This is a genomic window from Endozoicomonas sp. NE40, assembly GCF_040549045.1.
Classification (GTDB): domain Bacteria; phylum Pseudomonadota; class Gammaproteobacteria; order Pseudomonadales; family Endozoicomonadaceae; genus Endozoicomonas_A; species Endozoicomonas_A lisbonensis.
On the sequence record NZ_JBEWTB010000002.1, the window covers coordinates 903648 to 926821 of the forward strand.

General features: G+C 49.5%; 15 protein-coding genes. 9 read left to right on the forward strand and 6 right to left on the reverse strand.

All coding sequences use genetic code 11. From position 1 onward, the window contains the following. Positions 1-2: 2 nt before the first annotated feature. Entirely contained in the window at positions 3-848 is an 846-nt protein-coding gene (locus V5J35_RS05030) for an ABC transporter ATP-binding protein (protein WP_354010209.1), read from the forward strand. A 224-nt stretch (positions 849-1072) separates the two neighbouring features. Here the strand turns inward: V5J35_RS05030 and V5J35_RS05035 are convergent, their stop codons facing one another. Together V5J35_RS05035 and eno are read right to left on the reverse strand one after the other, a co-directional pair. Continuing rightward, positions 1073-3157: a glycoside hydrolase family 71/99 protein gene (locus tag V5J35_RS05035; RefSeq protein WP_354010210.1), complete on the reverse strand. Its 2085-nt coding sequence runs from the start codon at positions 3155-3157 to the stop codon at positions 1073-1075. A 264-nt stretch (positions 3158-3421) separates the two neighbouring features. Continuing rightward, positions 3422-4717, reverse strand: a complete 1296-nt coding sequence (gene eno, locus V5J35_RS05040) for a phosphopyruvate hydratase (protein WP_354010211.1) — start codon at positions 4715-4717, stop codon at positions 3422-3424. A 417-nt stretch (positions 4718-5134) separates the two neighbouring features. Here eno and V5J35_RS05045 point away from each other — a divergent pair, with 417 nt between their 5' ends. After that, positions 5135-6745: an AbgT family transporter gene (locus V5J35_RS05045; RefSeq protein WP_354010212.1), complete on the forward strand. Its 1611-nt coding sequence runs from the start codon at positions 5135-5137 to the stop codon at positions 6743-6745. A 97-nt stretch (positions 6746-6842) separates the two neighbouring features. Here the strand turns inward: V5J35_RS05045 and V5J35_RS05050 are convergent, their stop codons facing one another. Continuing rightward, positions 6843-8378, reverse strand: coding sequence for a hypothetical protein (locus tag V5J35_RS05050; protein ID WP_354010213.1), 1536 nt, complete (start codon positions 8376-8378; stop codon positions 6843-6845). Between the two features lie 365 nt (positions 8379-8743). On the opposite strand from V5J35_RS05050, the gene V5J35_RS05055 reads away from it, so the two are divergent. Further along, entirely contained in the window at positions 8744-9109 is a 366-nt protein-coding gene (locus V5J35_RS05055; RefSeq protein WP_354010214.1) for an STAS domain-containing protein, read from the forward strand. A 71-nt stretch (positions 9110-9180) separates the two neighbouring features. Here the strand turns inward: V5J35_RS05055 and V5J35_RS05060 are convergent, their stop codons facing one another. Further along, positions 9181-10425, reverse strand: a complete 1245-nt coding sequence (locus V5J35_RS05060) for a hypothetical protein (RefSeq protein ID WP_354010215.1) — start codon at positions 10423-10425, stop codon at positions 9181-9183. Positions 10426-10796: 371 nt separating this feature from the next. Between V5J35_RS05060 and V5J35_RS05065 the strand changes: the two genes are divergently transcribed. Both V5J35_RS05065 and V5J35_RS24330 read left to right on the forward strand, forming a co-directional pair. Beyond that, a complete protein-coding gene (locus tag V5J35_RS05065; RefSeq protein WP_354010216.1) occupies positions 10797-13217 on the forward strand; it encodes a DMSO/selenate family reductase complex A subunit in 2421 nt (806 codons plus the stop codon). 14 nt (positions 13218-13231) lie between these two features. Then, positions 13232-14701, forward strand: a complete 1470-nt coding sequence (locus V5J35_RS24330) for a DMSO/selenate family reductase complex B subunit (protein WP_354016283.1) — start codon at positions 13232-13234, stop codon at positions 14699-14701. 56 nt (positions 14702-14757) lie between these two features. Here V5J35_RS24330 and V5J35_RS05075 read toward each other — a convergent pair whose 3' ends face one another. Both V5J35_RS05075 and V5J35_RS05080 read right to left on the reverse strand, forming a co-directional pair. After that, the gene (locus V5J35_RS05075; protein WP_354010219.1) at positions 14758-16056 is read right to left on the reverse strand and encodes an NAD(P)/FAD-dependent oxidoreductase; all 1299 of its coding nucleotides are present in this window, start codon (positions 16054-16056) and stop codon (positions 14758-14760) included. Positions 16057-16060: 4 nt separating this feature from the next. Continuing rightward, positions 16061-17554: an aldehyde dehydrogenase gene (locus V5J35_RS05080; protein ID WP_354010220.1), complete on the reverse strand. Its 1494-nt coding sequence runs from the start codon at positions 17552-17554 to the stop codon at positions 16061-16063. 196 nt (positions 17555-17750) lie between these two features. Between V5J35_RS05080 and aptA the strand changes: the two genes are divergently transcribed. The 4 genes from aptA to V5J35_RS05100 all read left to right on the forward strand — a co-directional run bounded on the left by aptA (position 17751) and on the right by V5J35_RS05100 (position 23115). After that, positions 17751-19130 (forward strand): omega-aminotransferase AptA, encoded by a 1380-nt coding sequence (aptA, locus tag V5J35_RS05085; protein WP_354010221.1) that lies wholly within the window; start codon positions 17751-17753, stop codon positions 19128-19130. A 74-nt stretch (positions 19131-19204) separates the two neighbouring features. Continuing rightward, positions 19205-20551 (forward strand): glutamine synthetase family protein, encoded by a 1347-nt coding sequence (locus V5J35_RS05090; protein ID WP_354010222.1) that lies wholly within the window; start codon positions 19205-19207, stop codon positions 20549-20551. A gap of 12 nt (positions 20552-20563) precedes the next feature. Continuing rightward, positions 20564-21952, forward strand: coding sequence for an aspartate aminotransferase family protein (locus tag V5J35_RS05095; RefSeq protein WP_354016284.1), 1389 nt, complete (start codon positions 20564-20566; stop codon positions 21950-21952). Between the two features lie 50 nt (positions 21953-22002). Then, on the forward strand, positions 22003-23115 hold the full coding sequence (locus tag V5J35_RS05100) for a polyamine ABC transporter substrate-binding protein (RefSeq protein WP_354010223.1): 1113 nt from the start codon (positions 22003-22005) through the stop codon (positions 23113-23115). The last annotated feature ends 59 nt before the right edge of the window (positions 23116-23174 follow it).

Here is a 23174-nt window from a genome sequence, read left to right on the forward strand (position 1 = left end):
CCATGAACCCTGTTCTCGATATCAGCCAGATCGATATGGAATTTCCCACCCCAAAGGGATCGTTTACCGCTTTGAAAGAAGTCGACCTGAAGATCGGCAAGGGTGAATTTGTCTCCCTGATCGGTCACTCCGGCTGCGGTAAGTCAACGGTTCTGAATATCGTTGCCGGATTGTATCAAGCGACCAGAGGCGGAGTCATCGTTAATGGCAGAGAAATCTCAGAGCCCGGCCCGGATCGTGCTGTTGTGTTTCAGAACCACTCTCTGCTCCCCTGGCTCTCAGCCTACGAAAACGTCGAACTGGCAGTGGAGCAGGTATTTGGCAGGCACAAGTCCCGCCGGGAAAAGCGTGACTGGATTGAACACAACCTGCAGCTGGTACACATGGAACACGCTATGCACAAGCGCCCGGGTGAAATTTCCGGCGGTATGAAACAACGTGTTGGCATCGCAAGGGCGCTGGCAATGCAGCCGGATATTCTGCTAATGGACGAACCCTTTGGCGCACTGGACGCCCTGACCCGGGCGCATATGCAGGATTCGTTGATGGAGATTCAGAACGAGCTGAATAATACCGTCATTATGATTACTCACGATGTTGATGAAGCTGTCCTGCTCTCAGACCGGATCGTGATGATGACGAATGGCCCGGCAGCCACCATTGGTGAAATTCTGGAGATTGATCTCGAACGACCAAGAAACCGCCTAACGCTAGCCAGTGACCCGGAATATACACGATTGAGGTCAGAGGTATTAAAGTTCCTTTATGAAAAACAGAGGAAAGTGGAGTCCATCACCGTTAAACCCAGGTCACTGAATCCGCTAAAAAAAACGACGGAAGCTGCTTAATTGCTTTAAAATTTATCAGCCAGCTACAGGAGGTATCACTACTCAAAATCAATCATTGCATACTCTTGAAGGTGAAAAGCTACGTCCCTGGCTTTTCACCTTTCTCTGTGTTGTTATTATTGAGCTATTTCCTTACTAATAAGCGAAACAACCTTGCTTCCTCTTGCAAAATAGTTTTAGTAAACGTTGACATTAATTAAATATGAGTAACGATCAGTAATCTCTCAAAAAGCATCACAAGCCCTGCTCAGGCTTGCAGCCTCAATCCACCCACTCTCAGGCTCGTTGTATTTCGAACTAAAATAGTTCTCAATAAATATCTTGTTCAGTTCGAAGTGAAGACTGGGGTTAACAATTTTATATTGTTTATGGAAGATACCATCAGAGTGTTTAGAATCCAGTGAAATAATAGTATTCAGTGAATTCTGTTTTTTATCGAGATATATTTTAGCTACCAGCTCGTCGTCTTTATCTGGATAGACTTGATAAACTTCCAGAGGTTTTTCCTCATCACTGTATTCTCCGGTTCTTGAAAGAGTAATACTGGCTGCTGAAATCTGGTAGTCATTTTCTAAAAAGTCAGCCCTGTCGCCAAGTTGGATTTTAAATTGGTAACCGTTATCGCCTCTTTCAGGTAATGTTGCACCTGAAGCACTATCACCTGAAGCACTATCACCTGAAACGGTTCCATTTACAGTGGAATTTTCACCACCTTGAGCTAATCGAGTTTTGTTATAGCTGTCCATTTTTTGAAAAACAACAATCTCACTTGTTGCCACACTAGGACTAAGCGTGTAAGCCAGATCAGAAATTTCTATCTTTTTTATTCCTAAAGGTGCCGCTTCAATTATTTTTTTAAATCGTGATTCATACATTCCTGAAGCATTAATCAGCTTTTCAAATACAGACCCAGACCATGAATTTACAATACTTTCAGTTTCTTTCAACAATGGGCTTTTCGACCCTTGATTTTTCTCCAGAATTGATAGCAGTTTTCTGGACTTATATATTTTAGCAGCATGACATGAAAGCAGCCTTGCCTGATCTCCCTGATGGTCACAAAGATAGTCTTCCACTTCTCTACCTTTCTTCAGCAAGCATGATTTTTTTGCAGAAATAGCAATATCATCAAAACCGCCTGCCTCTGTTGGCTCAATATGCGTGCCTTCAGAAAAATCATTAAATGTTTCTATCAATACAATGTCAGGTTTATCATAGGACTCAAGCAAAACCTGATCCCACATAAACTCAAAAGTATTAACACCTCTTTCAGAGCGCATTATTACATTTTTTGTTCTATTCCAGTTTGAATATCTTGTATCCATTCCTGGTGAAACTGACTGAACACGCAGAGGAATAAGATTATTATATTTTTCGTTAAGCACATTAAGGCGCCTAATGGTAGTTTTAAGATCGTGATGTTTGCCAAACTTTTCAAAGTTGTCTTTGATAAATGCTCTATCACTTTTATTTGTTAATCGCTGCCTTGGAGCAACCCATGGTAAATTACCAACAACCTCAGGAATCAGTGATATATGTTCTCTCCAATTTCTACTGTCCGCCTCACCCATCCGCCAAATAAACTGTGGATTATCATCAAACTCATTTGTAGCAAAAAAGTTAAATAACTGTGACCGTTTTAAAGATCTACGAATAATACCTAAATCCAAAACAAAAAGTAACGGCCTTCCCTCATAGGTAATTCCTTCACCATTTTGATAAAAGCTTGACGTTATTTTATAAATCTGTTCTTTATAGTTTTTTTCCCAGAATTCTTGCGTTTTGCTTTTTTCTGTTGTGAACCAGTGAGGCAACCACATGGGGGCTACAAAAAACTTATCTTTATCTACTTTTTGAAGTCTGCGTAAAATATTTCTATGTGATTCAATTGCTTTATCGGCAGAACTATTATCGTTATCATAACCCCACTCCGTAATGAATCCATCAATATTACCCGCCCTGGCTACTAAAATTTGCCATTCATGATAGTGATCGTTACCTGCATAGGTTGCCCCAACCATCGTGCGATCCAGGGTTCCAAACCCGAGATGTCCATCTAAAAGAAAAGATGGAAAATCTCCATAGCGATCCTTTAATTCATAGCCATTGCTAAACAAATTTTCTGGTTTGTTCGTTAGTTTTTGTGAGTTCACTTTACCATTTGCATGGAAAGTTGCAATGACAACAGGTTTGCCTTTAACTAATTCAAATGCCCACCCCTTGCCAGAGAGCATAAAAAACAGAACTCCTAAAAAGACTATGATGCGCGAAACCCGGTATTGAGAAAAACCTGAATAAAATGGATACATTTTTCTTTACCCTGAACAAAGTAAAATGAAAACGTTTGTCACGTTCAAAAGCCGGCTGGACAGTCAACAACCTATATCGTTTGGATGAAAAGAAAAAACAAATGAGATAGTACTTATACCAATCGCAATTATTAGCTGAAACATATTTTGTTTAATGCCCAACAGGCCTCTATGCATGGTAAAAGTAGTCAGTAAGAATCGATAGATCAATTCTGACTTCAGGTGAAAAGCCGGGTACTGCTTTTCACCTGAAGTCAGTCATTTTTACCACTCAACCGGACGAACAAAAGCATCCTTACCCGCATATTCCGCCATATCGCCCAGCTCTTCCTCAATTCGCATCAGCTGGTTGTATTTTTCTATCCGCTCGCCACGGCAGGGCGCACCGGTTTTCAAATGTCCGGTTCCCAGTGCCACAGTCAGGTCGGCAATAAAAGTATCCATGGTTTCACCGCTGCGGTGCGATACAAAAGCCCCCCAGCCGCAGCTATGGCAAAGATGCACCGCATCCACGGTTTCCGTCAGTGTTCCGATCTGATTCAGTTTAATCAGGGCCGAATTGGCGGCTTCCAGCTCTATACCCCTGGCAATATATTCAACATTGGTGACAAAGATGTCGTCGCCCACTATCTCAATCCGGTCACCCAGGGCCTCATTAAGCACAGGCCAGCCCTCCCAGTCGTCTTCTGCCAGACCGTCTTCCAGCAGAATGACCGGAAAAGCATCAACCAGTTCCCGATAATAGTCAGTCATTGCTTCAGCGGTGAGCGAGCGATTCTCGGTATGAAGGTGATATTTTCCATCCTTGTAAAACTCAGACGACGCTGGATCAATACATATTCCAACGTCCTTGCCCGGTTTCAGCCCTGTTTTCTCAATACCGGCAACCATCAGTTCCAGGGGCTCCCTGTTGGAAGCGACCTGAGGCGCAAACCCGCCTTCATCTCCAACACCGGTATGATGCCCTTTCTCCAGCAGTACAGCACGAAGGGCATGGTAAATTTCGCTGGCCCAGCGCATAGCATCAGCAAACGTATCGGCTCCGTAAGGTGCAATCATATATTCCTGAAAATCAGCGCCCTGCCAGCGACTGTGAACGCCGCCATTCATAATATTCAGGCAGGGAACGGGCAGAAGATTAGCGCTGATTCCGCCAATATACTGATAAAGAGGTAATTGTACGGCGGTAGCTGCTGCTCTTGCCGCCGCCAGAGAGACGCCCAGAATGGCATTGGCACCTAAACGCGATTTATCCCGGCTACCATCGAGTTGTATCAGCTGATTATCAATCCAGGACTGATCCCGAACATTAGCTCCATAAAAATGCTCATTTATTTCGGTATTGATCAGTTCAACGGCCTTTTGTACCCCTTTGCCTGAATATCGCCCCTCTTCATCGTCCCTCAGCTCAACCGCTTCCCTGGAACCCGTGCTGGCACCGGACGGGACGGAAGCCCTCGCAGTCATGCCATTGATCAGGCTGCACTCCACCTCAACGGTAGGGTTTCCTCTGGAATCAAGAATTTCACGGGCATACAGACCGTTAATTTCGAAATCCATGAGCGTTACCTCCACATAGAGAAAGGTAAATATAGAAGGAGCAGCTGACAATTGGTAAAAAATTAATTACTCGTCACAGTTCACACCGAAAAAACACACAACAAACCGATAATTCGCAGGTGCAAAAATTCGATAACCGCACAAAAACCCGTCAAATGTAGCGAAAATTGCATCATTGTTTCGCTTTACGCTATGATACCCGCTCATTTTTGCTGGACGACATTTATCGTATGTCAGTCCGGCATGATTTTTGTCGGGGTGTTATTGCCCGGCCATAGAGACGATCAGGTTCTATCCATGAACCTGACGGTACACTGTTATCAATAATCGATAACAGTCGTACACCTGCCAGAGGGAACGCTCAAAGGGAGTTTTGCTGGCGGGTATCACAATGAACAAAAACTGTTGGAGTGGATAATGTCGTACGATTCCGAAGTACTACCAACAGGCAATGCTAATAATACAAATAATAAGCGCAGCGCCTTTTCCCGTTTTCTGGCCGCCGTTGAGTGGCTTGGTAACCTGTTACCTCACCCGATTACCCTGTTTGCCCTGTTTGCGGTCGGCATCGTAGTACTCAGTGGCCTTGCCTCCTGGGCAGGGCTGAGCGTGGTTGACCCCCGCCCCGAAGGCGCACCCGGTCGTGCCGCCGGCGGTATTATTGAAGTGGTCAACCTGCTCAGTGCCGACGGTCTGCGTATGATTGTCAGCAACCTGGTTCGCAACTTCACTGGCTTTGCGCCTCTCGGTACGGTTCTGGTGGCGCTGCTGGGTGTGGGCATTGCGGAACACTCAGGCCTGCTGAGTGCCGCCGTACGCTCGCTGGTGATGAAAGCCTCCCGCCACACCGTTACCATGATTGTGGTGTTTGCCGGTGTTATTTCTAACACCGCTGCAGAGCTGGGCTATGTGGTTCTGATCCCACTGGCGGCCATGATCTTTCATTCTCTGGGCCGTCATCCTATTGCCGGTCTGGCGGCTGCGTTTGCCGGTGTTTCCGGTGGTTACAGCGCCAACCTGCTGATCGGTACCGTTGACCCGCTGCTGTCGGGTATCACTGAAGCGGCTGCACAGATTATCGATCCGACCTATGCTGTTGGCCCGGAAGTGAACTGGTACTTCATGATGCTGAGTACCTTTATGATCACCTTCGTCGGTTCCTGGGTCACTACCCGAATTGTTGAACCTCAACTGGGCGAGTACAACAGCAACGACGCCAGCATTGACCTGTCTGAAGAGAAGATGGAAGAAGTCAGCGCTGTTGAAAAGCGCGGCCTGAAGCTGGCAGGTGTGTCGCTGGTGATCCTGACTGCCCTGATCGCAATGACCGTTGTGCCTGAATCCGGCATTCTGCGTCATCCGGAAACCGGTGCGATTGCAGGCTCTCCTTTCCTGCGCGGTATCGTCGCCATGATTCTGGTGTTCTTTGCAGTACCCGGCATTGTGTACGGTAAAGTGGTCGGCACCATCAGGAATGACCGTGACGTAATTGACTGTATGTCCAAGAGTATGAGCACCATGGGCATGTACATCGTGCTGGTGTTCTTTGCGGCGCAGTTTGTGGCTTACTTCAGCATGACCAACTTCGGCACCATCTTTGCCGTACTGGGTGCAGAATTCCTGCAGAGCATTGGCCTGACCGGTCCGTTGCTGTTCCTGTTCTTCATCCTGATGTGTGGTTTCGTTAACCTGATGATCGGCTCTGCCTCTGCACAATGGGCTGTGACAGCGCCTATCTTTGTGCCAATGCTGATGCTGGTAGGCTATGCGCCGGAAGTGATTCAGGCCGCTTACCGTATTGGTGACTCAGTAACGAACATCATTACACCAATGATGAGCTACTTTGGCCTGATCGTTTCATTCGCTACCCGTTACAAGAAAGACCTGGGTATTGGTACATTGGTCTCTGTGATGCTGCCTTACTCCCTGTTCTTCCTGATTGGCTGGAGCCTGCTGTTCTTCCTGTGGGTATTTGGCCTCGATATGCCAGTAGGACCTGGCGCTGCGACTTTCTATAGCGCAGGTTAAAATTTTTTTCCGGAGGAGTCAGGCTTCTGACCCCTCCGATTTTTTTATCGTTTCGCCCGGGATTCCCAGCATTCACCAAACCTGAGCCAATCGTTGTTTATTGGTTTTCAGGACTATTTTTCTCGGTACTGTCTTCACCTTCTCCCCCAGCTCCAACGCCACCCAGACCGACACTGCCTGTTACAAGAGTTCTTGCTCCGCCAATGCGACCTTCAAATTCATCACCTGGAGACGAGTCAGGTAAATTGGCCACCAGAGACTGATCGGTCGCCGGAACACGAATCTGTAAAGAGTCACCCTCATCGGCGGGTTCTGATGGTGTTTCGTCTGCACCCGTCACGGGTTCAGAATCTTCAGGTTTAGCATCCCCTTCTTCGGCAGGTTCTGATGGTGTTTCACCTGTATCTGTAACGGGTTCAGAATCTTCAGGTTTGGCATCCCCTTCTTCGGCAGGTTCTGATGGTGTTTCGCCCGCACCTGTCACGAGTTCAGAATCTTCAGATCTGACACCCTCCTCATCGGCAGGTTCTGGTGGAGTTTCGCCTGCACCTGTCACGAGTTCAGAATCTTCAGATCTGACACCCTCCTCATCGGCAGGTTCTGGCGGAGTTTCGCCTGCACCTGTCACGAGTTCAGAATCTTCAGATCTGACACCCTCCTCATCGGCAGGTTCTGGTGGAGTTTCGCCTGCACCTGTCACGAGTTCAGAATCTTCAGGTCTGATACCCTCATCATCAGCGGGTTCTGATTTCGATGGTGCAGATATGTCGTCATGAGACACCTTTGCATGATCACTTGGGTCTGAGCCTGAATCTGCTGCGGCCTGCTGATCATCCGGTTTCTCATCTTCTGAACCTGTTACCTCTTGATTCTCCTGCGTCTGTTTCTCGTCTTCTGAACCTGGTCCGCTTTGCTCATTCTGCGTGTCGGCTCCAACATTCTGGTTACTGCTGGCATCCTGTCTGTCTCTGATTAGCGAACCACTGACGTTCACAGCGGTATTGTTATCTTTCCCTGTGCATTCAAATTCAAACCTTTCAAGCTGATTGTTGTCCGGGTTGTATGCAACATCGATTTTGATATGGACAGTAACCGGGCCATTTTGCCCTTCGCCAGGATCCAGATTCAGATATCCCTCAGCAATGAAAGCATTTTCAGTCTCGCCCCGAGTCACTGTCATATCGCTTAACAATCCCTTGCTTCTGACATCGCCATCGTCATATTCACCAAACGGCAGCAATACAAGGCCTGGTTCCGGCTGGCCCGTTTCAGACTGCCTCCTCAGCAAGTCATTGTTCATAACTGAAAACTCTATAATCTGATCGCTCTGCCCTCCGGCAGTGGTATCGTCAGTGGCTGTACCCTGAATATTTAACTCCCCTCTTGTCCCGTCAGAGTCTAATTGTATCGTGTGTGGATCACGCTCCAAACGACTCCCGTCGGGCAGAGTGGTTTCTGAGTTTACAACGAGATTGTGGCGGTCTCCGTCTCTAACCGTTTCCGTTTTTACCTTGGTTTCTGCATTGGTTTCGTTGTTAATAAACTTAAATTCATCTCCAGCCTGTAAATTCAGAGCTGTGGTCGCCAGTAGCAGAACCAGAGCCTGCTGCAAGATTAACTTGAAAACCTTCACCGTTAACTACCTGATATAAAATGAAAATTCATAACATGACGAAAACAGTCTAGCCAATATTCTAAAAAGCGATGAGCGAGCGAATGAAACTTTTTCCACTATAAAATACGAAACATCTTATTATGAATATTCCGTCACATTTTTTTGATAGCTCCTCAAATAGCAGTACTGTGTTCAGTAACTTTAATCAGAAAGTACAGCCTCAATGCCTCAGGAAATAATGACCTGGCCCTAAACAGTCCGTATGACCCCACCGAAAGGAATTCACTCTGTCAGCCTGACTAACAGTCTGGTTATGCAAGCTTCTCAATGCACTCTGTAGGATTGACACCAGTAAAGGACAAGCCCCATGGAAGGAGTAAATCATGGCACTATCCATTAATCTGGAAGACCACTACAACTACACACTGGTAGAGATTGAAGGCAAGGTTGACGCCAGCTCGGCTCAGATGCTTGACCGGGCGCTGGAATCGGCCACTTTTGAAGGAAACCGCCATCTGGTCCTGGACTGTTCACACCTGTCCAGCATCAGTTCAGAAGGGCTGCGTGTGCTGATGAACGCCAGAACCCAGCTGGCACGGTTTCACAGTCTGACCCTGTGCAACGTGTCTTCTGCCATTGCCTCACTGTTCAGACTCTGCGGTATCACCCGGTACATTCAGATCGTCGGTGGTGTCGATGAAGCAGAAGCGTTGCTTTATGAGAAGGATTCGGGACTGGGGAAGCTATAGCTTTAAAAAAAAGCCTCCCCACCAACAGACTTGCAGGGAGGCTTTTCCAACACTCGGATTGTCTCAGTTCATCAGAAGAAGAAAGAGACCGCCAGCAGCAGAACCATACCAAACAGCATGGCAGGACGCTGGAACAGGTTCGCTTCTTTCAGCTCGGAACCCTTGATCACAGGAATAACCGTTGCCAGAGCCGCTACCGGACCACCGGTCAGGTAGTACTGCATCACTGCGCCGCCACCAGCAGCCATAACAGCCAGACCCAGCGGGCTTGCTTCCGGAACTGCGGTCATCACCGCCTGCAGGAATGGAATGGAGATGGCAGCGGAAGCACCGTTAGACTGGGTGATAAACGACGCAATACCCGCAACAATCAGCATGCTCTGCAGAGGCGCTACCGTCAGCATTGGGCGGAACAGGTTAGCGATAGAGTCTGCCATACCGATGTTGTTGATCACGGAAGACATAAACAGGAAGCCAATGGTAGCCACCAGTGGTGTCGCAATACGACCCACGCCGTTCAGCATGAACTGTTCAGCCTTGGAGAAGCATGTAGCGCTCAGAACCATAGTAACGATACTACTCAGGACACCAACGACAAAGATCGGGTAACCCAGTACGAAGCCAACCATCAGCACCAGGAAAGGCATCATGGTTTTCCAGAAGGCGTAGTTGTGTTCGCTGCTTTCAAACTCTTTGGCGATAGCATTCACTTCTTCATCAGTCATAGGGCCGTTTTTCGCGGTTTCCTTACGCAGACGCATGAAGCTGAAGGCAAAGATAGCCAGGGAAATCAGCACACCGTAAACGTTGATCATACCGAAGCCGATGCCGGTAATCGCAACCACTGCCACCTGAGTCGGATGAGTGAAGCCACCAAAGTTACCCAGATGACCCGCATGAGCGTGTACACCGGCAGACTTGGAAGGGTTCACACCAAGCTTGGAGCTGGCGGCACCGGTCAGTACAGCGGTAATGGCTGGCTGGGTGAAACCGGTCAGCATACCGATGAAACCAGCAGCAATACCACCCGCCGTAGCAACACCGGCACCACCACCCAGACGACGACCGACTTTAATGATGTTGCGGATGATCACGTCCAGGAAGCCAACACGTTCCATAACGCCAATGAACATCAGTACACCCGCCATATCGGCGATAACCGGGTTCAGACCACCGTTGATCAGTGATGTGACGGAGGGGCCTTCACCACCGGTCATCGGGAAGCCAGCGATCATGGCTGTGATAAAAGAACCGACAATAGCGGTCAGATAAAGAGGGGTACGGCCGGATATCATTAATAATAATGTTATCCCCATTACAATTTGCGCTACCAGCATAACTATTTAATATAATAACTATAAATGAGGGAGCGCCGACTATACGCAAATCGAATCTATCAAATTTTGATCAATATCAAATATATTAACTATTAGGTAAATAAGTACATTTAAATTTCTGATAATACCCGTAAAATTTCGCTTTATTGTCACAGTTAAGTGGAAATGCACACCCGTTAACCTTAAATATCAACAGTTCAGGAAATATATACGACAAAGTAACAATACTTATCTATATCTGGGTAAATATCGACCTGTCTTGATATGAATCATAACCAGAGCTGCAACAGACCATCTATCATCCGACCCCCTTAGCATGATTAATACATTAAATAGTTTGTAACTGTCGAATGAAAAACTGGCTGAATAAAACCCCGTTAAGTCGCCGGAGCTTTGCAAAGTGGGGGGCGGCGCTGAGTGGGGCCGCCTTTACAGCAGGCTCAGCGTTGCCTCTCAAATCCATTGCTAGTAGCAAACCGTCCGGAAAAACCCCTGAAATCAAGTCTGTGTGGTCAGCCTGTACGGTTAACTGCGGTTCCCGCTGTGCATTAAGGCACCAGGTTCAGGACGATCAGATTATTGCCACCCATACCGACAATACCGGTAATGATGAATATGGCCATCATCAGGTACGTGCCTGTCTGCGCGGGCGCTCTTTTCGTCAGCGGGTATACAACCCTGATCGTCTGAAATACCCGATGAAGCGCGTCGGTCAACGCGGCGAAGGTCACTTTGAACGCATCAGCTGGGAAGAAGCGTTTGACACCATTGCCGATAACCTGAAACGCATCAGAAAAGACTATGGCAATGAAGCCATTTATATCAATTATGCGACAGGTACTCTGGGTGGAACGATCTCCAAATCATGGCCTCCGGGTTCCAGCCCGATTGCCCGGCTGATGAACTGCTGGGGCGGTTACCTGAATCACTACGGTACTTACAGTACCGCCCAGATCGCTATCGGTATGCCATACGTCTATGGCTCCAACATGAACAACTGCAGTTCTGACCTGGTGAACTCAAAGCTGATCATCAACTTTGGTAACAATCCGGCAGAAACCCGCATGAGTGGTGCCGGTGTTGTCTATCAGATGGCCGAAGCCAAAGAGCGTGGCAACATGCGCATGATCACCTTTGATCCCCGCAAAACCGACAGCACATTAAGCGACAATGACGAATGGGTACCTATTCGTCCGGGCACCGATGCAGCTCTGGTCGCAGGCATGGCCTGGGTGATGATCAGGGAAAACCTGGTGGATACCGACTTCCTGACCCGTTATACCGTAGGTTATGACGAAGACAGTCTGCCCGCCGGCGCACCGAAAGGTTCTTCGTGGAAATCCTATATTCTCGGTCAGGGAGCGGACGGCATTGAAAAGACGCCGGAATGGGCTGCACGAATTACCTCGGTTCCAGCCAGAACCATCATCCGTATTGCCCGTGAAATCGCGCTGACCAAACCCTGTAACATACAGCAGGGCTGGGGTTTGCAGCGTACCGCCAATGGTGAACAGGCGGCTCGTTCCATCGCCATGCTGGCGGTGATGACCGGTAATGTAGGCATTTCCGGTGGTGGTACAGGCGCACGGGAATCGTCCTACGCGATGCCGTTCGCAGCCTTCCCGACACTGACCAACCCGGTTTCGACCTCCATTCCGATGTTCCTGTGGACCGACGCCATTACCCGCTACCATGAAATGACGGACAAAACCGACGGTATTCGTGGTGCGGAAAAGCTGAATCAGCCCATCAAGTTTATCTGGAACTACGCCGGTAACTGCATCATCAACCAGCATTCGGACATTAACCGTACCCACGACATTCTTCAGGATGACAGTCAGTGCGAAATGATTGTCGTGATCGAAAACCACATGACGTCCAGTGCGCGTTACGCCGACATTCTTCTGCCAGACCTTACTGCGGCTGAACAGCCTGACTTTTCGCCTGCTGGCAGCTCAGGCAACATGGGCTACGTCATTTTCACCGACACCGCTGTTTCGCCACTGTTCGAATGCCGTTCTGTATACGACATGTGTTCAGAGGTCGCAAAACGTCTGGGGGTGGAAGAAGCCTTTACCGAAGGGCGTGATCAGGAAGCCTGGCTGCGCCATATCTATGCGCAGGCTCAGCAAAATAATCCAGACCTTCCGGAGTTTGATGCATTCCGCCAGATGGGCATTGTTAAACAGAAGAATCCGGGCAAGCCTAATATTGCTTACGAAAGCTTCCGTAAAGACCCGGAAGCCAGCCCTCTGGGTACACCATCAGGGAAAATTGAAATTTACTCGGAACGCCTTGCCGATATAGCAGCCACCTGGACCCTCAATGAAGACGATATCATTACACCACTACCAGAGTACGCTCCTTCCTGGGAAGGCCATGAATCAGAGCTGACCAGTAAATTCCCGCTGCAGCTGTTTGGTTTCCATTACAAGTCCCGTGTCCATTCAACGTATGGCAACGTCGCGCTGGTTGACGACGCCTGTCGACAGGAACTGTGGGTTAACCCCATCGACGCTGAAAAACGTGGCATTAAAGACGGTGACATGCTGAAAGTCTGGAATGACCGGGGTGAACTGCGTATTCCAGCCAGAGTGACCGAACGTATTCTGCCCGGTGTGATCGCCATGGGTCAGGGTGCCTGGTACAAACCGGATCGCAAGGGAGTCGATCACGGTGCCTGCATTAATACACTGACAACACAACGCCCGTCGCCACTGGCAAAAGCAAACCCACAGCATAGCAACCTTGTCGAAATTGCCAGGGTATAAGGGATCAGTAGACCATGACTCAATACGGATTTTATATTGATACTGCCCGCTGTACCGGGTGCAAAACCTGTCAATTGTCGTGTAAAGACGATAACGACCTTGATATTGGTGTGAACTGGCGTCGGGTTTATGAATACGGCGGTGGTCGCTGGCTTCAGAATGAAGACGGCACCTGGGAGCAGAATGTTTTTGCTCACTATGTCTCCATCAGCTGTAACCACTGCTCAGAGCCTGCCTGTGCCAAGGCCTGCCCCACCGGAGCCATGCACAAACGGGAACAGGATGGCCTGGTCGCCGTAAACGGCGATGTCTGCGTTGGGTGTCGTTACTGCGAAATGGCCTGCCCTTACGGGGCTCCACAGTTTGACCCGAAGAAAAAAGTCATGACCAAGTGTGATGGCTGCTTTGCCAGAGTTGAACAAGGTGAAAAGCCCATTTGCGTGGACTCCTGCCCTCTGCGCGCCATTGAGTTCGGACCGGTTGAAGAACTGCGCGCCCGTTACGGCGACAGGGCAGATATTGCGCCACTACCGGAAGCGTCCCTGACCCGGCCTAATCTGGTCATTCGTACCTCTAAAAATGCACGCCCATCCGGCGACACTTCCGGACGGATTATGAACGTGCGGGAGAATTTAATCATGGATCAGTTATCTCTGGTATTTTTCACCGTACTGGCGCAGGTCGCCGTTGGTATTTTTATCGCTCTGGGGCTGTTTGAGCTGCTGGCAAAACCGGATGCCAGAACACTAAACAAGTCATTTATTGCGGTCTGGGGGGTTCTGGGGATTGCCGCTTTAGCCTCCATGACCCACCTGGCTCAGCCATTACGAATGTTCAATGTTCTGATCGGCGTCGGGCATGGCTCGCCACTGAGTCTGGAAATAATGGCCCTGACACTGTTTGGTGGTACTGGCGTGGCTTTCACCGCCATGCGCCTGTTTAACATTGCCCGACCCTTGCAGAAATGGGTGCTGGTCGTTGCAATGATTCTGGGCGTTGTACTGATCAGGGCGATTGCCAGTGTTTACACACTGCCAACAGTACCTACCTGGGATTCTGGCTGGACCACCTTCCAGTTTCTGATGACCGCTGCAATCGCTGGCCCGGTGGGGGCTTCGGTCCTGCTGCGTCTGGAGTCCGGCACTCTGGGCAGTGTTCAGGCAGCTGCCGACAAAGCTCTGGCAACAACGGGTTGTATTCTGCTGACCGTTGCGATGGCAGGCTACGCCGGTTACCTGTTCTGGCTGGGTCAACTGTCTCTTTCAGCGAATGTGTTTATGGTGTCTGACTATCACCTGAATCTGCTGATCACCCGGGTTGCCCTGTTGGTTGCTGGTGTACTGGTCTGGGCTGTTTCAGCAATGCGTGGCTCTAACCAAAACATGGCGGTTGCTACCACATCACTGGTTATGGTCGTTTCTGCTGAACTGCTGGGACGTATCTTCTTTTACGATGTCATGATCAGTGCAGGTGCAGGGATGTAAAACCCTGATCATTACAGTGAGTGCAACGATTGTTGCACTCACCTCTCCCGCTTCTTTCAGAAAAACTCCTTCATCCGGTACCAGAGCATTCCCAACGCTAACAGTTCGGACCGGAAATGCTTGCCACCGGGGAAGTGCCGGTGCCGGATACCGGCAAAGACATCAAAACGTTCAGCCTGCCCACTGATCACCTCTGCCAGAACATGCCCTGCCATATGGGTTGCATTAACGCCATGACCGGCATAAGCCTGGGCAAAATAAACAGAAGAACTTAGTCGTCCGATCTGGGGCATACGGTTAGCCCCGATTCCCAGATGCCCACCCCACTCAAAATCAATCGCAACATTCTGGAGTTGCGGAAAGACTTTCAGCATCTTCGGACGCATGGCTGCCGTGATATCCTGAGGGTCCCGACCCGAGTAGTTACACCGGCCACCAAACAGAAGACGACGATCAGCCGATAAGCGATAATAGTCCAGGGCAATAGCGGCATCACAAATTGCTGAGTCCTGTGGAATTAACTGACGACACAGTTCTTCCGAAAGAGGCTCTGTGGCAATAATATAACTTCCGGCAGGCAGCACCCTGGCACTGATCTCGGGTTCCAGATCGCCGAGATAGGCGTTACCGGCCAGTACCAGAAAATCACAGGTCACTGAGCCATGATCGGTTTTCACTACGGGATGACGACCCTTCTGAATATCAGTAACGACTGAGTATTCAAAAAAGCGGGTTCCCTGTTTCTCAGCAACAGCGGCTTCGCCCAGCAAAAGATTCAGAGGATGTAAGTGTCCACTTCCCCCATCAAACAGCCCACCGGAATAACGGTCACTGCCCACATAGTCGTGAATGGATTCAGTGGTCACCAGTTTTAATGGATGAGGGTATTCCAGCGCCTTCAGCTGGTCATAGTCCTCCTGAAAAAGCCGGTAATGTTTCTGGTTCAGAGCAACATCCATATAGCCCATTTTCAGGTCACATTGAATTTCATGTTCAGCAATACGATCCCGAACCAGCTGTACCGATTCAAACCCCATACGCTGAATCGCCCTGACCCCTTCCGCCCCTATCTGGTTATGGAACTGTTCAGGTTCTTCACCAATCCCCCGGATCAACTGACCACCATTGCGTCCACTGGCTCCCCAGCCAAGTTTTCGTGCTTCAAGTACCACCACGCTGTAGCCTTTGGCTGACAGTTCCAGCGCCGTTGCAACACCGGTAAAACCACCGCCCACAATACAAACGTCTGCTGTCTGAGAACCTTTCAGTTGAGGGTAAGACGTGTCCCGACTGACACTGGCAGCATAGTATGAGCAGGCATGACTGGAAGTGTGAAGAGCGGCTTTTGCAATCATAGTATCAGGACAACGCTATCCAGGTCGTTTTCAGCTCTGTGTATTTATCAAAGGCATGTAACGATTTATCACGTCCGTTACCAGACTGTTTGAAACCACCGAAGGGAACGGACATATCCCCACCATGATAATTATTCACAAACACCGTACCTGAACGCAGCCGTCTGGCTACTCTGTGCGCCCTGCCCAGATTGTCTGTCCAGAGCGCAGCGGCCAGACCATAAATCGTATCATTGGCAACCTGAATCGCTTCTTCTTCGCTATCAAACGCAATGGCAGAAAGTACCGGGCCAAAAATTTCTTCCCGGGCAATGCGCATTGAGTTATCAACCCCCTCAAACACGGTCGGCTCAATATAAAAACCACCGGTTTCCTGCATCACCTGTCGGCCACCAAAGGTCAGTCTTGCACCTTCCTGCTGACCAGCCTCAATATACTCCAGAACCTTTGTCGTCTGAATCTGGTCAACTATGGCACCCGAACTGGTTTCAGGGTCGAGAGGGTTGCCCGGATGCCAGTCGTGCATATGCTGCCTCACTAACACCATAAAGTCGTCATAAATACTGCGTTCTACCAGCAACCGGGAAGCCGCTGTACAAACCTCTCCCTGGTTATAACCAATGGCCATGGCAGCCACACGGGCGGCTTTATCCAGATTTTCACAGTCGGCAAAAACAATCTGTGGACTTTTACCACCCGCTTCCAGCCAGACCCGTTTCATATTGGATTCACCGGCATACACCTGCAACTGTTTGGCAACAGCCGTCGACCCGGTAAAAGCGATGCAGTCCACGTCGTTATGCTGTGCCAGAGCCTTACCCGCCTTATGACCGAAGCCCGGCAACACCTGTAAACCCCCTTTGGGCAACCCGGCCTGTTCAGCCAGTTCAGCAATACGAATCGCAGTCAGTGGGGACTTTTCAGAAGGTTTCAGAATCACACTGTTACCTGCTGCCAGCGCCGGCCCCAGTTTCCAGCAAGCCATACTCAGCGGGAAATTCCAGGGTACCACGGCAGCAACAACACCAATGGGTTCACGGGTCACCAGCCCTAGTGCATCGTCTCCGGTGGGCGCTACTTCGTCGTACAGTTTATCAATCGCTTCAGCACACCAGCGAATACTGTTCACACTGCTGAAAATATCATTCAACGCTTCCGACACGGGTTTGCCCATATCCAGCGTTTCCAGCAGTGCCAGCTCCTGAGCATGCTCTTCTATCCGATCAGCAAAAGCCTGTAGTGTCTTTTTGCGCCTGACAGGAGATAACCTTGACCATTCGCCGGATTCAAACGTTGTGCGGGCTACAGCTACGGCTCTGTTAACGTCTACAGAATCGCAACTGGCTACCTTTACCAGGTGACGCCCGTCTACCGGCGACTGGCAATCGAAGGTTTCCCCGGACTCGGCATCGGTATACTCACCATTGATCCACGCCCTGCCATTGATCGAGAGACTGTTGGTCATGGCTTCCCATTCGGAACGCGTCAAATTGCTCATGCTGCCTCCACACTGGACTGTTTTGATTGCTTGTTAAAATTGTTCATTCATCTGAACACTAAATCAAAATCAGTTCTTGATTCAATGACCAATGTTTGAAATATTCTACAGAACGTTCGAAATAACATAGCAGCCGTGACTAACTTCACAGGCATCGTGAATACCTGACTATCAAAACAATAATAAAGGTATATGTATGTCCGAACTAACGCTGACCGAGCCTCTGGTCAGTCAGATATCTACTGTCACTGACCACCAGCCAGCATCCATGGCTGCCTTCTGGATGCCTTTCACAGCGAATCGCCAGTTCAAGTCTGCCCCCAGAATGCTGACCAGTGCCAGCGGCATGTATTTTGAAAACGACAAAGGTCAACAGATCCTTGATGGTTGTGCCGGCCTGTGGTGTGTTAATGCCGGTCATGGGCGTGAAGCAATTTCTGAAGCCGTTGCGCGCCAGGTCAGTCAGCTTGATTACGCGCCCCCGTTCCAGATGGGACACCCGCTGGCCTTTGAATTTGCCGAACGGTTGATACAGCACACTCCGCCAAACCTTAACCATGTTTTCTTTACCAACTCAGGTTCTGAATCGGTAGAAACCGCATTAAAAATTGCCCTGAACTATCATCGCCTGAAAGGTCAGGGAACCCGCCAACGGCTGATAGGTCGGGAGCGTAGCTACCACGGTGTTAATTTTGGTGGTATATCCGTGGGTGGAATTGTCAACAACCGTAAAACCTTTGGCTCCGGACTGCCAGGAACAGACCACCTGCCCCATACCCTGAACATTGATTTAAACGCTTTCAGCCGGGGGCTGCCTGAGCATGGCACAGAGCTGGCTGATGCGCTGGAACAACTGATCGCACTACACGACGCATCGAATATAGCAGCCGTCATTGTTGAGCCTGTTGCCGGTTCCGGTGGCGTGATCATGCCGCCTGTCGGTTATCTGCAAAAGCTCAGGGAGATAACCCGCAAACACGGCATCCTTCTTATTTTTGATGAAGTCATTACAGGCTTTGGTCGTGTTGGAGAAGCGTTTGCTGCCAGTCGCTGGGGTATTGAACCCGATATTATGACCACTGCAAAAGGGCTGACTAACGGCGCAATTCCCATGGGAGCCGTTTTTGTCAGCGATGCAATACACGACGCTTTTATGACTGGCCCCGAATCAATGATCGAGCTGTTCCATGGTTACACGTATTCCGGTCACCCGGTCGCCTGTGCGGCAGGGCTGGCAGCGCTGGACATCTATGAGCAGGAAGGGTTGTTCCAGCGTACATTAGCCATGGAACCAGTCTTTGAAGCAGGACTGCACAGTCTCAAAGGGCTGCCCGGCCTTATCGACATTCGTAACATCGGACTGATTGGCGCTATCGAGTTACAACCACTTGACGGTCAGCCCGGAGAGCGTGGCCGCAGGGTGTTCCAGCACTGTTACGAGCAGGGAGTACTGGTGCGCTGGACCGGAGATATTCTGGCCATGTCACCGCCTCTGATTATTGAGAAGGAGCATATTCGACAGCTGGTTAATACGTTGAAAGAGGGTATACAGCTTGCTTTTCAAAACCATGAATAGTTGTCCATTATTTTGAACAGCTGTCGTCAAAGAGCAAACATAAAAACAATAATAAGGAAAAAACAGGGTTCATTATGCAAAAGCTGGCGGCCTGGTTGAAAGAGCACAACATTAATGAAATCGAAGCGGTTATCTCTGATTTCACCGGGATTGCCCGTGGCAAAATTATGCCCAGCAACAAGTTTCTGGCAGAAGCTGGCATCCGCCTGCCTGAAAGCGTTCTGATCCAGGGAGTAACCGGAGATTACGTAGACGACAGTGTTTACGATGACCTGATCAGCAACACCGAAATGGATATGGTGCTGAAGCCTGACCAGGATGCCATCCATAAAGTTCCCTGGGCTTTGGAGTCCACCGCGCTGGTTATCCATGACTGCTACAGCAAAGAAGGCGCGCCCGTTGAGATGGCACCCCGAAATCTGTTGAAAAAGGTATTGGCACTTTATGAAGGCAAAGGCTGGAGACCTGTCGTAGCCCCTGAGCTGGAGTTCTATCTGACTCGACCCAGCGACAATCCTGACTACCCACTACAGCCGCCTGTAGGCCGTTCCGGTCGTCCGGAGTCTGGCCGGCAGTCGTACAGTATTGATGCCGCCAATGAGTACGATCCTCTGTTTGAAGATGTTTATGACTGGTGTGAAGAACAGGGACTGGACATTGATACCCTGATCCATGAAGAAGGCGCGGCACAGATGGAGATTAACTTCCGCCATGGTGACGCTTTATCACTGGCCGACCAGGTCTTTATTTTCAAGCGAACGGTTCGGGAAGCGGCACTGAAACATGGCATCAATGCCACTTTTATGGCTAAACCCATCAGCCACCAGCCCGGCAGTTCCATGCATCTGCACCAGAGTGTTCTGGACAGTAAGGGCGGTAATATTTTCACCCTCTCTAATGGTAACGACAGCAAAATGCTGCACCACTATGTGGGAGGTCTGCAGAAATATCTGCTGGAGTCCATGCCCCTGTTTGCCCCTAATGTGAACTCCTACCGACGTTTCCTGTCGTATACTTCGGCACCGGTTAACCTTGCCTGGGGTATTGATAATCGTACCGCAGGTTTGCGTATTCCGGATTCCACCCCGGAAAACCGCCGTATTGAAAACCGTATTGCCGGGGCCGATGTCAACCCTTACCTGGCTTTCGCAGGGTCGTTGCTGTGTGGCTATCTGGGCATGGTTAACGACATTGAACCCAGTCGTATGATCAGTGGCAGTGCCTACGAGGAATCCAGTATTGAACGCCTGCCACTGAACCTTGAAGAAGCGCTGGAACGTATGGAAAACAGCGATGTAATGAAGCAGACACTGGGACACCTCTTTGTCAAAGCGTTTGTTGAAGTAAAACGGGCGGAATACCAGAACTTTAAACAGGTCATCAGTTCCTGGGAACGGGAATACCTGCAGCTGACAGTTTAAGGAGGAAGCATTATGCAAAAGCTGAAGAAACCTGAACTTTGTCGTTTTAAACAACGTACAGAAACGTTGCAGGCCAATAACCATAAACATCACCTGCACCCTTTTTCAGACAACGGCGCACTGGCGCAGGAAGGCGCCAGAGTCATAGAGAAGGCGCAGGGCGTTTATCTTTACGACAGCAATGGCAACAAGATTCTTGATGGCATGGCAGGACTGTGGTGCGTGAATATTGGTTACGGCAGGCAGGAGCTGGTGGATGCCGCAACTCAACAGATGCAGCAGCTGCCTTACTACAACACCTTCTTCAAAACTACACACCCTCCGGCAGTCAGGCTGGCAGAAAAACTGGCTGAAATTGCGCCTGAACATCTCAATCATGCTTTTTTCACGAGTTCAGGTTCTGAATGCAATGACACCGTTCTAAGAATGGTTCGCCATTACTGGGCTGCAAAAGAGCAGCCAGACAAGCAGGTTATTATCAGCCGGAAGAACGCCTACCACGGCTCAACCGTTGCCGGTGCCAGTCTGGGTGGGATGACGCCCATGCATAAGCAGGGACAGCTCCCCATCCCCGGTATTGTCCATATTCAGCAGCCTTACTGGTATGGAGAAGGGGGAAATCTCCCGGCCGACGAATTCGGCATCCATGCCGCCAGGGCTCTGGAAGAGCAGATTCTGTCACTGGGTGAAGATAAGGTGGCTGCCTTTATTGCAGAACCCATTCAGGGTGCCGGTGGCGTGATCATTCCGCCAGACACTTACTGGCCGGAAATCAAAAGAATACTGGCAAAATACGACATCCTGCTGGTCATGGATGAAGTGATCTGCGGCTTTGGTCGCACAGGGCATTGGTTTGGCAGCAACTACTACGATCTGCAGCCGGATTTCATGAGTCTGGCAAAAGGCATTACATCCGGCTACCTGCCCCTGGGAGCGGTAATGGTCAGCGACAAAGTGGCTGAAGTGATCAGAACGAGCGGTGAATTTAACCACGGCTTTACCTATTCCGGCCATCCAACAGCGGCGGCCGTCGCCCTTGCGAATATAGAAATACTGCAGAATGAAGGCATTATCGAGAAAGCCAGAACGATCACCGGCCCTTATCTGCAACAACGCTGGTCAGAGCTGGCAGCCCATCCTCTGGTGGGGGAAACCCGTGGAGCAGGCATGGTCGCAGCTCTGGAAATAATCAGCGATAAAACCAGCCGAACCCGTTTTGATGACAAAGGTACGGCTGGCACCCTGTGCCGGGATTTCTGTTTTAACAATGGTCTCGTTATGCGCGCCGTAGGCGACACCATGATTATTTCACCACCGCTGGTGATCTCCGGACAGGAAATTGATGAACTGATTGAAAAGGCATGGAAAAGCCTCGACCAGACAGCTAAAGCATTGCTGTAGGTTCTTATTAAAAGCTGAAGGCTCATTAAAAATAGAAAAGGAACATAATAATGATAAAAAAACTCCTTACCAGCAGCCTGGTTGCCAGCGCTCTGGCGCTTTCTTCCCTGTCACTCTCTTCTCTGTCAGTGGCTAACGACAAAATGCTCAATATCTACAACTGGTCTGACTATATAGCCGAAGACACTATTGCTAACTTTGAGAAAAAAACCGGCATCAAGGTTCGTTACGATGTGTTCGACAGTAACGAAGTTCTGGAAGCCAAACTGCTTTCCGGCAAGACAGGCTACGATATTGTCGTACCCTCTGCGTCGTTTATGGCAAGACAGATTCAGGCCGGTGTATTTGCGCCGCTGGAAAAAGACAAACTGGCTGGCTGGAAAAACCTCGACAACAACCTGTTAAAGCGCCTGGAAACATACGACAGTAAAAATCAACACGCTTTTCCCTACCTCTGGGGAACAACAGGCATTGGTTACAACCCGGATATGGTAAAAAAATACCTTGGCGCCGCTGCTCCGGTAGATAGCTGGGACCTGTTGTTTAAAGAGGAAAATATCAGCAAGCTCAGCCAGTGTGGCGTTGCCGTTCTGAATGCACCGACCGAAGTGATACCGGCAGCCCTTAAATACCTTGGTCTTGACCCTAACTCTAAAAACAAGGGTGACTACGCAAAAGCAGAACAGCTTCTTAAAACCATTCGCCCTTATATTACCTACTTCCACTCGTCCAAATTTATCAGTGACCTGGCTAATGGTGATATCTGCGTTGCCCTGGGCTGGTCAGGTGACATTCTGCAGGCCAGCGACCGCGCGGTGGAAGCAGGGAGCGGTATTACCGTCGAGTACGTCATCCCGAAAGAAGGTGCCGGTATGTGGTTTGATATGCTGGCGATTCCCAGAGATGCGGAAAACGTTGAAGAAGCCTATGCCTTTCTGAACTACCTGCTGGAGCCTGAAGTGATGGCTGAAATTTCCAACTATGTCTCTTACGCCAGTGGTAACAGTGCTTCGGTCAGCTTTGTTGATAACGAGATTGTACAACATCCTGGCATTTACCCCACCCAGGAAGCGCAAGCGAACCTGTACGTTTTTGAGGTATTACCACCTAAAATTGACCGTCTGGTAAACCGTACCTTTACCAGAGTGACAACCGGAAGATAAGCGTCAATGTACTTTTAACCACAGAGTTAACGGGGAACGTAATGCCCGTTAACTCAATA